Origin of the sequence: Paenibacillus sp. 7541, assembly GCF_002276395.1 — a bacterium.
GTDB lineage: Bacteria > Bacillota > Bacilli > Paenibacillales > Paenibacillaceae > Paenibacillus_AQ > Paenibacillus_AQ campinasensis.
This window is the reverse complement of the sequence record NZ_NQLZ01000005.1, coordinates 389820-402877: the sequence shown is the minus strand read 5'-3', so window position 1 is coordinate 402877 and position 13058 is coordinate 389820. Positions and strand designations below refer to the sequence as shown.

The window sequence follows — 13058 nt, the reverse complement described above, 5'->3', positions numbered from 1 at the left end:
TTCATCCGTATATGGTCGTATGTTTGTTCATTGTACAGGAAAACTTAACTAGCATGAAGCCTTGTATGACTTGAATTTTACCACAAAGGAGCCGTCCACATGGAAATTCGCACGAATGAGTATACCATCGCAGCCCTGAACGAGGAGGACAGCACCTTGAAGGCGATTCAGGATGCCGAGGCCACCATCGCCCAAATTACCGGCCGGGACATCACACTTATTGCCTATGAGAAGAAACCGATAGACGCCGAGGAATAACACGCTCTTGCTCAAGCTTTCTGCTGCTTTCCGGTCATAAAAACAGCGAGCTGCCCAGGCCTGTTGGCCGAGACGGCTCGCTGTTTTAGTTCAATTCAATGTTTCAAGTTAAACGCTAAGCGCTTGTTCATGTTCATGAGCGGCTTGCTTTAGCGTGCAGCTCTCACACCGAGCGTTACGATCTCATAAGGCTTGACCGCAAGACTCAGGTTGCCTCCCTCGGCCAGCTCCAGACGCGCGCCTTCCGTTTCCAGAATGTCGCTCTTATAAGCTCCGGTGGCAGGCAGCGCAGTGCTCAGGTTGAGTTCGGCATCATTCCCCGCAAGATTGTACCAGCGCAGCATCAGGTCGCCTGTCTTCGCATTCACCTTCAGCGAGGAGAACGCCAGCGAACCTTCATTCCATTCAAACGGTGTGAACACAGGCGCAATCGTGCCCTCCTGCACGCCCGTCTGAACAGCTGTCCAAGGCACCTGGAACTGGTACGCCTCGGCATAGGCTCCATCCCCGATGCCGCTGCCCTGATGCGGGATCACTTCCATACGCACGGTGTATTCACCCAGACACTGGGCTTCCGGCGTCGGGAAGTACCCCCAATCGCCCAGCTCGCCCACAGCGCGAAGCAGCGTGACGGCAATCGTGTTGCGGCCGTCGCGCAGCACCTCGTATTCGTTCAAGCCGAGGTTGGCTACGGTCAGCCCCGCGCCTTCGGAAGCAACATCCACGAAGGCTTGCTGATGCGCCGTGTTGCTCGGATTTTCCCACTCTTTGGCCGGCACGTTGTTCCGCTTCGCCACCTCGAACATGGAGTCAACGAAATGGAAAGATGCGTCCAGATCCGTCGGGAACAATGCACGAACACGATGATCCTTCGCGCGATTATCCAGCGTTGTCTCAATCTCTACACCTTTGCCGCTGCGGTTCAAGCTGAGCACGGTGCGGATGGTCATCGGCACCAGCTCTGCCGAACGCTGCGACTTGCGGTACGGATAGTACACCAGCTCGCGCTGCTCCTCATCCAGCTTGGCCTCTGCAGAGGCCGGAATCGACCAGTTATGGACGATTTCGACGGAAGCCCGGTACGGCGTATCCTCCAGCACCCGGAACGTCGCCGCCAGCCCTTTCGTGGTCAACGGCTGCTCGCCATCCGGCTGCTTGTACATGTACTCGTTTCCGATATCCCCTGTATCCTCATAGATGCCGAGGTCGCGGTATACTTGTCCGCTCTTCTTATCCGTCAGCGTAAAGGATCCGTCTTCGGCAATATCCACTTTAAGCAGCTCATTCTCCAGCACCCGGACACCGCTGAATAGCGTGCCTGTCACCGCAGGCTTCCGGTCGCTCTTCACCCAGGCATAGGCGGACAGCCCCATCGCCGGAATATCGGTTGCTTCAAATGTCAACCGAACCCGTCTGCACATATAAGGCTGACGGAATTTATCATCCGGCAGATCATAGCCGAACTGCTGGCCGAGATCCTCGACGGTGCATGGAATGGCTTGTCCCTGTGCGTCCACAAGCACGCGGCCGGATAGATCAACATCCTTCATCCGGCGGCTTGTCTCCTTAATGGAGAAGCCATCCCGGAAATAGAGACGCTCTGCGTCCAGCTCAACGCTGACCGTACCGCTGCGGCTCCATCCGGTCGTGTTGAACACCACCAGCGGCAATGGGTCTTCCCCATACTGGGCAAATGCCGTTGTATTCACTGCGTCTGCAATGACACGTACGCTATCGTCCACGATGTTCTCGGCCACATGGGCGCTCTTCTCGAAACGGGTGACCATCTCGCGGTGCACCTCATCCACGCTGCAGCCGCAGATGCTGTCATGCGGATGGTTCTGCATCAGCGTCTTCCATGCATACGTAAACAGATGATGCGGGTATTCCCGGCCAAGGAGGCTCGCGTAGGAGGCCAGCGGCTCGGCCACTTTCTCCAGCAGCGTCTGTCCGCGCTGGTTCATCTGTTTCAAATAAACGCGAGCCGAGGCGGTGTTAACCAGTGTGCCCCAGCCATCAGTGCGCTGGCTGCGCAGCTCGCCTTTGACGGATGACAGATCCTGCGGAAGCTTCTCGCGAACCGCCTTCAGATAATCATCAAAATTCGAATGAATGAATTCGGTATCCGGGTACAGCTCTTTAGCAGTGCGGATCGCTTCCGGCAGATCGGTCTGAATCGGCTGATGGTCACAGCCGTTCATGTACAGCAGCTCTTGGGTCGAGGCATACTTCTCGGCATCCGCCAGCTTGCGGTCCCAGAATTTCTTCGCCTCTTCCTTATCCACCGGCACTTCGTTGCCGTTGCTGTACCAGTTGGCAAACAGAATGCCCAGCACCTTGGAGCCATCCGGGCCCTCCCACATCAATTCGGAGAAGGAGGATTCATATCCGCCATCCGATACGGTGTTATTGAAGCCGGTCGGCTTCACGCCCCGGCCGAAGAAGGCGTTATCGATGCCGGATTGCACCATCAGCTGCGGGATTTGTCCGGTCAGGCCGAACGTATCCGGGAAATAGCCGATTTTGGCTACCGTTCCGTACTTCTCCGCATCCTGATGGCCAATCTGCATGTTTCTGACGTTCGCCTCACTGCTGGTCAGGAAAGCATCCTGCAGAATGTACCAAGGGCCGATAATGATGCGCCCGTCGCGGATCAGCTGCTCCAGCTGTTCCTTCTTCTCAGGCCTTACCTGCAAGTAGTCCTCAATGATAATTGTCTGCCCGTCGAGGAAAAAGCTTCGGTATTCCGGTTCCTTCTCCATCGTTGCCAGCAGGCTGTCCATCAGCTCGATCAACCGTACATGATGTTTTTCATACGGCAGGTACCATTCCCGGTCCCAATGCGTATGCGAAATGATATGCGCCTTTCTGGATTGATCCATCGTTATCCTCCTTAATTAGCCTTGTGCCGCCGCTACCGTTACTTCTTCTGGGCGGTAAACCGCAAGCAGCTCTCCGCTCTTGTTCACAGCGAACAGTACTGAACGATCTGCTTCCAGTATAAAGGAATATACCGCGTTCGACACGGGGTCCTTGATTTCAATCTCCGTATCCCAGCTTTGCTCCGAGCCGAATACAAACAGCGCGCCATCTTCAAACGAAATTTTCCGGCCATACACGCCGGACGCTTCGCCGCCTTTATGCCAGATCAGGCCCTGATCTGCTCCGGACTTCTTCATCGCATAGCGGTAAGCCGCCGCAACCGTATCGATCCGGTCATTCAGCTCCAGCGGAAGCGGGCTCCACAGCAAGCGGCCGTTTCCGAGCGCAACTTCAATGATCGATGGCACCGCCATCCCGTTTCCAGCTTCAGCAGGGACTTCTTTGCACAGCTCGGCGATTTTGCGGTGTCCATAGGAGACCTGAACCGTCTCTTCACCGATACGAAGCGCTTCTTCACGTCTGACATTGTGCAGCTGTCTGTTGCCCAGCTCGCCTACAAGGCGGCTCACCGGACGCCAATAAGCATCCAGACTGAGAGGACCTGTCAGCAGCAGCGTCGCTCCCGTCTCCTTGACGATGTCGATCAGATCGGCAAACGCACTATCATCCACATTATGAGCGCTCGGCAGAATGATCAGCTTGGCCGGATCGCGGCGCAGCGAACTCAGATCGTACTCCCCTACGCCTCTAAACGGCACGTTCAGCTCATAAGCCAGCGCCCGTGTCGCCTTGGTTGTGGCCTCAAACGCCAGCTTCCGGTTAGAGAAATCATTCGAATATGGGAAAATAACCGCGGTCTCCTCCAGCTTGCGCCCTTGGAACAGATCACGGATGCTTTCCATGAACGATCCGAATTCATAGGACACGTCCGCTTCTGGCTTCTCTGTTCCGTCTGCGCGAACCGCCCCGATATGTGATTCATTGGCATTATCCATATAAAAATTCGTATTCCAGATCCAGTGGATCGCTCCAGCACCGCCGGTTGCAAACGCATAAGCGTACTTGCGCTCCAGCAAGTTGCGAAGCTCCGCTTCACTGCGCTTCGCCCGTCCGTCCGGCGTCTCCACGTACATGATGCCCGTCTCTTGGATCAGATTCGGCTTGTCCGGCGTCTTCGCGAAGATACCGTCCCAGATCAGATAATCGTTGAGCCACCAGGAATGCACCGTTGTATAATCCGCCGCCTCGGCGTAAAAGAACGGGGACGGCCGCTGCGCGCCCAAAGCCTCATCCTGTCCAACGGTAACCAGATGATCAGGACATACGTCTTTGATCGATTCATACAGCTCCTTCGCCCAGCGATTATGCATCTCCATCGAGAACAGCACATAATCGAGCCACTGCAGTCCTTTTTTGCCCTGATGCATATCCTGGACATCGAAGTTGATTTGCTCCGGCTCCGGCGGCACTGCCGCTTCGAAGGAAGGCAGCTGTTCCGCTGTCATATTCCACCGCTCCTGCAGCCGTTCAATGCGGCCATGGCGCTGCTTCAGCCACTCGGCATAGGCCGACCGCTCGAACCGGTCCCGCGAGGAACGAGGCCCATCCGAGAATATCCGCGGCGGGTCGAACATCGATGGTTCGTTGATCAGATCCCAGTCGACGTTTTTCGTGTTTTTATGGCGCATGATGATCGAGCGAATAAACCGCTTCTGCGCCTCCACGCTTCTCGGATCAAGATACGGGTTCTCGCCTTCCCACGTCTCGGGCGTAAAGGAGAAGAAGGTGAAGGTGACCTGCAGGTCATGCTTCTTCGCCGTCATCAAGAAGGCGTCAATGGAGCGCAGCACCTCTTCCGACGCATGGCCGTCCACCTGCATGATGTTGCGATAAGCGGTCCATATGCCTGTCCGAATCCAGTTGATGCCTGCTTGACGCATCTGGGCCATATCCCGATCCCACACATCCGTATTCGGGAGGAACAGAAACTTGCGCGCCACATCGGACGTCATATAGGTCATGCCCACGACGGGCAGCGGGCGCCCGTCCTTCATGAAATAATCCCGGCCGGCGCTGATCGGTGTGCCCTGCTCCAGCAGCTGCGCATCCGCTCCCCAGAAGCCTTGACGCAACCGGCGAACTTCACCGCCGGGGCCTTTCGCTTCGCACATGACGCGATACGCCCCTGGCCGCACCTCCACCGGCACAGCCATGCGCTGCACATGGAACTGACCTGTAACATCCACCGATAGATGATGCTCCCAGACTAGAGCCGAATCTTCGGCCAATTCAACCCGAATATGAAATGTCCATGTCTGTTTCTCATGCGCTGAAAGCGCCTTGCCCAGCCGCTGAGCCTGCAAGGTCAACACCGGGCGCTCGCCAGCTTCATAGGAAGCATAATTCGGCTTGATCCACAGCTCAGTCACGCCGAGCGCACAAAATTCCGCCCAGCGGCGAACCTCCTCTGACCCTCCTCCTTGCCAGAAGGAAGATGAGAGCGGCTGATTGACGAACAGCCAGCGGGCGCCGACATATGGGCCGCCGACATGCTCCCACAGCACCGCCGGCGCTGATACTTCGCGCCCCGAATCTGTCGTGCCGGTAAGCAGCGGATAGATGCGGGTGTCCATCGGACCCGCCGAACCCATCTGATGTGGGAGATCGCTGCTCTTGGTTACATGCGGCACAAGATTCCAGGTGTCGCTCACGTCCAGCAGGCCGCTGCTTGCGCTCATCAGCGGAATGTCTTCGCTGCTCTTCAGACCGCTGACGCGTCCGCTGTCAACAGGCAGCGCTTCATGGATGTGAAGCTGCTGATGGTACGCGGTCTGCTCGTGCTCGGCGATCCATTCGCCGTCCTCGAAGCGGACCGGACGTTTGAACGGCGCTCCGCCGATGCTGACAAGGCCGCCACCCTCGCGAAGGAAGCCGAGAATCTGAAGCCAAGCTGCCTTCGGAAAATACGGTGCATGCAGATTGACGAAGCTCGCGCCGCTGCCGGTTTCCTTCGCAAGCACGTCGGCAAGCTCCGCGGCGCTGCATACAACGTCAAACGCTGCCAATCCCTCTGCCGAACCCGGCAGGCCGGCAGCCGAAGCTGCCGGAAACGACGGATCATATAACGCAATGAGCCTGCTCATTACAGAATCCCTGCCTTCATCGCCTGATACACAAGCTGTGAGAAGAGACTGTTCGACCAAGCGAACCACTTTCTCGTAAACTCATGCGGATTGTCCGCATGGAAGCCTTCATGCATAAAGCCGGTATCCGCATCCGTGGCCTCCAGCATATCAATCATCTGCAGCTTCTCTTCCGGCGTCTCTGCGGTGATGCCCTGCATCGACAGCGCCATATGCCAAATGTAGTTCGGCGGCGTGTGCGGGCTGCCGATTCCTTTGGCCACTTTGCCCTCATAGTAGAACGGATTCTCTTTGCTCAGGGCAAAGCGTCTTGTATTCTGGTAAATCGGATCATCGGCCGATACATAACCAAGGTAAGGAATCGACATCAAGCCAGGCGTACCTGCATCGTCCATCAAGCAGTAGTTGCCATAGCCGTCAGTCTCATAAGCGTAGATCGGGCCGAACTCCGGATGGCGATAGATGCCGTACAGCTGGATGCCATGATCAACCTCTGCTTCCAGCTCCTTCAATTCAGCGAGCAGCTTCATGTCGCGGAAGATCCACTCAGCGAATTCCTGCATTTGGCGCAGCGCTACCACCGCGAACATATTGCCCGGAATGTTGTAATGGAAATCGCAAGCGTCATCGCTGGAGCGGAAGCCGGACCAGATCATACCCGTATAATTGACCGGCATGCCAAGGCCTTTGTTGCGCAGGGAATCGGTCGGAATGCCGTTGTTGCGCGTGAAGCGGTACGGCGATTTCTCGAAATGATGCTGCTCGGTTTTGAACAGCTCGACAATCGTCAGCAGCGTTTTTTTGAAATTGGCGTCAAATACGTCCGTCAGGCCAGTTTCCTTCCAATACAGATAGGCCAGACGCACCGAGAAGCAGAGGGAATCGATCTCGAATTTCCGTTCCCATACCCAAGGCGACATATCTGTCTCATCCGTTGTATTCCAGTGCCAGTCATTCGCCGACTCATTGAATGCATTCGCATAAGGGTCAATCAGGATGTACTGGAAGTGACGCTTGATCAAGCCGCTCAGAATGCGCTGAAGGGCAAGGTCATTCTTCGCGAACGGAATGTAATGAACGACCTGCTCCACGGAATCCCGCAGCCACATCGCCGGAATGTCACCGGTAATGACAAATGTCGTACCGTCATCCAAGAGCTTGGTTGTCGTCTCCAGCGTATTCGGAAATGTGTTCTTGAACAGCTTCAGCAGCTTCGGGCGATGCGCAAGCTTCTCGTCGGCCTCCTGCAGCACGTCCTGAATCGATTGCGGCAGCTCAAGCTTAGGCATCGGTATTTGGGGGAGTCTGAATTGTTCCATGATGTATAGGCTCCTTTGACTGTTAATGTTATTGGATGTTGAATTTGATGGTCTTGATCTCGTACGGTTTGAAGGACAACACAAGCGCGCCGTCCTGGGCCTCGATGCGTTCCAGCTCTTCCTCCAGCGCATTGGACAGGCTCGCCGTATGATACGGAAGCGGCCATGTCAGCCTCACGTCTTCCCTGCCGCCGGCAGATTCATACAGCCGCAGGATGAAACCGGAACCGTCCTCGGCCGGCTTCACCGTATCCAGAATGACATAGCGGCTATCCAGCCCAATGAGCGACTGGCTGGACGGCAGGCTTCCCTGCTTCGGACTTGCCTTGACGCACGGCAGTTCCTGATTCAGCTCCGCTGCCCGGCGGAGTGTCTCGCTGCTGCGCCAATCGCCGATGTGCGGATACAGCGAGTAGGTGAAGTCATGCTCGCCCAGATCCGCCGTGATATCCGGCCACTTCGGCGCACGCAGCAGGGACAGGCGAATCGTGCTTCCCTGAATGTCGTAGCCGTATTTGCAGTCATTGAGCAGGCTGACGCCGTATCCGTGCTCCGACACATCCGCGAAGCGGTGGCCGCACACCTCGTATTGCGCCTGCTCCCAGCTTGTGTTGCGGTGCGTCGGCCGTTCGATGGTGCCAAACGGAATTTCATACGTTGCCTTATCTGCAACGACCTCAACCGGGAAAGCCACTTTAAGCAGCTTATGGGATTCGTTCCAGCTGACATGCGTTTTGAAATCGATTCGCCGGTCATGATGATAGAAGATCACGTCCTGTTCGATCTCCGAGCGATGAAGCTTCCAGCGGAATCGAAGCACATCCATCATTTCTCCACAGTGAACAAGCTTCTTCTCCATCAGCTCAGCTTCGCCGGCAGGCTGCTCCTCATAACGAGGATCGATGTCCCATGCATCCCACAGCGTCGGACGGTCATGGAAGAACTGGAAGCGGTTTGCCGCCTCGCCCGTCTGAATCACTTCCCGGCAAGCCTCTTTATCCCACAGGCTGATCATTTCACCGCGTTCATTGAAGCGCACCTTGTAGTAAGGCGTCTCCCATGTGTCCTCCAGCCCCATTGTATCCTTCTGCGCTTCCCCTGCATTTCCTGCATCCGGTCGCAGCCAGATGGTGGCGTACCCCAACGCCGGAATGCCGGTCATATATACATACAGGCCGCTTCTTGCCTGATGCGCTTCCCCTTCTTCTCCAGCAAGCACATCATAGCGCAGACGCGTGCCATGCTCGTCATACGGGACAAGCCCGGCGTGCTCGGTACCCAATTCGATGAACACCATCCCGTCCCGGACCCAGCCGAGGCTGTTAAACACCACATACGGAATGCCGTCCCCGTCCGTGTCCACCTGATCGGTTAACACCTGGAGACCCTGCTGCAGGCTTGCGCGTCCTTTATGGAACACTTCCGCATACTCCTTCTCGGAGGTAACATACGATTCAGTAATGGCCGAGCCCGGAATGATGTCGTGGAACTGGTTGAGCAGGATCAGCTTCCAGCCCTCGTGCAGCTCATGGACCACGCGCTCTTTCGCCTCGTCAGCCATGGCCGGGAAGGCAAGCGCGTTCCACAGCTCGGCCTCGCGGTACAGAATTTCGGCTTTGCGATTATGCCGCTTGTTCCGCGCATGGGTGGTATACGTTCCGCGATGCAGCTCAAGATACAGATCGCCGTGCCACTTTGGCAGCTTCGGCGCCTTCTGCTCAATGCTGCCGAAGAATTCAGCGGCTGTGCTGTATTTGCTTGCTGGCTGGCCGACCATCAGCTCCGCCCGGTTCACATATTCCAGCATTTCTCGCGTAACGCCGCCTCCGCCATCTCCATGCCCGTACAGCAGCATCTGCTCCGGATGCACAGCCTTCTGACGGAAGGATTGCCAATGATCGTGCACATCCTTCGGCAGCGTGTTCTCATTCACGCCGTGGTTGCAGTAGGACAGCATCGGCGTGCCGTCGATCCCGACCCAGTGGAACAGATCATATGGGAAGGTGTTGGTATCATTCCAGCCAAGCTTTGTGGTCATGAAATAACGAATGCCGCCATGCTGCAAAATCTGAGGCAGCGACGCACAGTATCCGAACGTATCCGGCAGCCACTCGATGTACGAGGTCAGGCCGAATTCCTGCTGATAGAAGCGCTGCCCGTACAGCATCTGACGCATTAACGACTCGCCGCTCGGCATGTTCAGGTCCGGCTCGACCCACATGCCGCCCACCAGTTCCCAGCGTCCTTCCTTGATCCGTGCCTTCACCCGTTCGTACAGCTCCGGATCATGATCCTTCAGAAACTGGTACAGGAGCGGCTGGCTCTGCGCAAACTTATATTCCGGATACTCGCGCATAAGCGCATCCACGGTGGAGAACGTTCGGCTAGTCTTCCGCACCGTCTCCCGGACCGGCCACAGCCACGCGATATCGATATGGGACTGTCCGACCATATGCTCTACGCCTTCGCTGTTGCCGCCGATCTCTGCAACCTGCTGCTTCAATTGCTCCTCGATGGCCGCTACCGCCTGACCGTCTCTGATATCCTGCTCATCCAGATCCACATAGGCATCCATCGACCGATAGAGCGCTTCTTTAAGCCGGATGCGGCGCATATCCGCTTCCGGCAGCAGGAGCAGCGAATCTCGAATGATCGTGACTGTATACATCAGGCTTTGCACCTGCGGATTCGCTTGGACAAGCAGGCTGTTCACCTTCGTAATCGGCGGTTGAATGACCGCCTGCTGGTTGAGTGGATCCACTGGCTCCGGAATCGGATCGAACAGCTCAATCTCCAGCTCCATCTTCATGCCGACCTGCTGCGGATCCAGCGTCACATACGTATGATTGCGATCCAATCCGTGGTAGGAAGCGCCGTTAATGCGCAGCAGCCCCTCCCCTCCGGACTGGAAGATGAACCCGATGGAGGACCCTTCCCAGGTTTCCGGAATGCTCAGGCTGCGCCGGAAGAAATACGTCGTTCCCTGCTTGCTCGGAAAGCGTTCGAAATCCAGTCCTTCCGGATAAGGCTCGTATCCTTCGTAAACACCGGGCACCATGTAAACGGTGCGGGTGATGTCCCACTCCTTGAGCTCGATCACCTCCAGCCACTGGTGCTCTGACAGCTCGCGAATCCACCTTCTCATCCGTTCCATCGCTTAATCCTCCTTCACCGTCAGATCCACACTGAGCGTCTCCTGGACATTGCCGCCAATCATAATGCGGAATAACCCGGGTTCCACTACCTGCTTGTAGTTCTGTCCGACATACTGGAGCTGCTCTGCTCCGATGTGAAATTCAACAATCTGCTTTTCGCCCGGCTGCAGCCGGATTTTGCGGAAGCCTTTCAGCTCCTTGGCCGGACGGGTATACCGGCTCTTCACGTCGCTGACGTAGAGCTGAACAACCTCGGCCCCTTCCCGGTCGCCACTGTTCTCCACCTGAACGGAAACCACCGCGGAACCGTTTACTCCGATCACTTCATCCGAAATACGAATATCACTGTAGGTGAATTGCGTATAGCTAAGCCCGTATCCAAACGGATAGCGCGGCTCTGAATTTTCTTCCAAGTACCGTTTGCCCCGGGATCTTTTGCCGTTATAATACACCGGCAGCTGCCCGACATGCTTCGGCACCGAAATCGTCAGCCTGCCGGACGGATTGACATCGCCGAACACAATGTCGGCAACGGCATGTCCGCCCTCTTGCCCCGGATACCACGCTTCCAGAATCGCATCTGCATGCTCATCAATCCACGGCTCCGCCACTGGACGGCCATTGATATAGACAACCACCAGCCGCTTGCCCAGCTTGTGAATTTCCTGAGCCAGCTCAAGCTGAACGCCGGAGAGCTGAAGTGTCATCCGGTCGATTCCTTCGCCGCAGTCCATGTCGCTGTATGCATCATCCGTCACCTTGGAGGCTCCGGTGCGAAGATCAATCGTCCCTTCCCCGAAATCGCGGGCGCTTGATCCGCCAAGCACGAGCACTACCGTGTCCGCCTGCTCGGCACAGCTCAGCGCATAATCGAAGCCTTCTCTGGAATCATCCTTGATCCGGCAGCCCGGCGCGTACAGCACCCGGTCCGGCTCATGTTCCAGCTTGGCGCGAATGCCCTCGAGCACGGTCGTGACGCTGGATGGCGGCTGCGGTGAGGTATAATCACCGAGCTGGTTGTAGCCCTGATTGGCATTGGGTCCGATGACCGCGATGATGCCGTTATCCTTGGCAAGCGGCAGCGTTTGGTGCTCGTTCTTGAGCAGAACGATGCCTTCAGCAGCAAGCTGTCTGGCCAGCTCCTTATGCTCCTTGCTGCCAATCACACGCTCGGCCACCTGCGGATCGACATAAGGCTTCTCGAACAAGCCAAGCTTGAACTTCAGCGTCAGCACGCGGCGCACAGCCTGGTCAATGACCGACTCATCCAGTCGCCCGGACGCTGCAGCAGCCAGCAAATGCTTGCCGAACATGACGCCCGACATCTCCATATCAATGCCGGCCTCGATTGCCTGAACGGCAGCATCCATGCCGTCTTCAGCCGTATCATGACCGGAAGCCACCATATCAATCGCTCCGCAATCGGTGATGACCATCCCTTCGAAGCCCCACTCCTGACGCACGATGTCCTCCAGCAGCTCGCTGTTGACGGTACATGGAACACCGTCGATCTCGTTGTAGGCAGGCATAATGGAGGCTGCCCCGGCTTCAACCGCCTTCTTGAACGGATACATATCCACCTCCAGCAGCTCGCGCATTCCCATATGAACAGGACCTGCGTTTCTGCCGCCCTCAGAGCTTCCATACCCGACAAAATGCTTCAGTGTCGCAGCTACGCTATGCTCGCTGTCGAGCCGCTCTCCCTGCAGCCCTTCCACAGACGCAACGGCAAACTCGCCGATCAGATAAGGATCCTCGCCGAAGCATTCCTCCGTGCGTCCCCATCTCGGGTCGCGCACGACATCCAGCACGGGCGAGTAGGTCACGGCGCCGCCCTGGCTGCGCGTTTCCAGCGCGACCGCCCGGCACATCTCGCGGTACAGATCGACGTTCCAAGTGCTGCCGATGGACAGCGGCACAGGGAAGACCGTCGCTCCGATCGCCATGTGCCCGTGGGAGCATTCCTCTCCGATCAAGATCGGAATGCCCAGTCTCGACTCCTCGATGGCGAAGCGCTGAATCTCGTTTACGGCCACTGCGCCTTCACGCGGAGAAAGACCGGTTTCAAGCGTTACACCGGTCCATGGGTCAGCGCGCAGGGTCCCGTACAGGGAACCTACGCCGCTATCTTTTACTTGTTGCTGAAACTGCTCGGTCAAGACGACTTTGCCGTCCTTCACCTCGTAAGTCTCCCAGCCGAACGGCTGAATGAGTTGTCCGATCTTTTCTTTCAGTGTCATCAGGCCCAAGAGATTCTCGACCCGCTCATCAATCGGTTTGCTAGCATCTTTGTATGTCAT

General features: G+C 56.7%; 6 protein-coding genes. 1 reads left to right on the top strand and 5 read right to left on the bottom strand.

Going from position 1 to position 13058, the window contains the following annotated elements:
- Positions 1-99 precede the first annotated feature (99 nt).
- The gene (locus tag CHH75_RS24760) at positions 100-258 is read left to right on the top strand and encodes a hypothetical protein (RefSeq protein WP_176475451.1); all 159 of its coding nucleotides are present in this window, start codon (positions 100-102) and stop codon (positions 256-258) included.
- A 149-nt stretch (positions 259-407) separates the two neighbouring features.
- Here CHH75_RS24760 and CHH75_RS04110 read toward each other — a convergent pair whose 3' ends face one another.
- The 5 genes from CHH75_RS04110 to CHH75_RS04090 are packed head-to-tail and all read right to left on the bottom strand — an operon-like array spanning position 408 to position 13058.
- The gene (locus CHH75_RS04110) at positions 408-3140 is read right to left on the bottom strand and encodes an alpha-mannosidase (RefSeq protein WP_095397493.1); all 2733 of its coding nucleotides are present in this window, start codon (positions 3138-3140) and stop codon (positions 408-410) included.
- A 15-nt stretch (positions 3141-3155) separates the two neighbouring features.
- Positions 3156-6284 carry an alpha-amylase family protein gene (locus CHH75_RS04105; RefSeq protein WP_095397492.1) on the bottom strand — a complete coding sequence of 1043 codons (3129 nt, stop codon included), beginning with the start codon at positions 6282-6284 and terminating at the stop codon, positions 3156-3158.
- Positions 6284-7603, bottom strand: a complete 1320-nt coding sequence (locus CHH75_RS04100; RefSeq protein ID WP_095397491.1) for a glycoside hydrolase family 125 protein — start codon at positions 7601-7603, stop codon at positions 6284-6286. Before CHH75_RS04100 ends, CHH75_RS04105 begins: the two co-directional genes overlap by 1 nt.
- Positions 7604-7631: 28 nt before the next feature.
- Positions 7632-10757 (bottom strand): alpha-mannosidase, encoded by a 3126-nt coding sequence (locus CHH75_RS04095; protein ID WP_095397490.1) that lies wholly within the window; start codon positions 10755-10757, stop codon positions 7632-7634.
- A gap of 3 nt (positions 10758-10760) precedes the next feature.
- Positions 10761-13058 carry a glycoside hydrolase family 3 N-terminal domain-containing protein gene (locus CHH75_RS04090; protein ID WP_095397489.1) on the bottom strand — a complete coding sequence of 766 codons (2298 nt, stop codon included), beginning with the start codon at positions 13056-13058 and terminating at the stop codon, positions 10761-10763.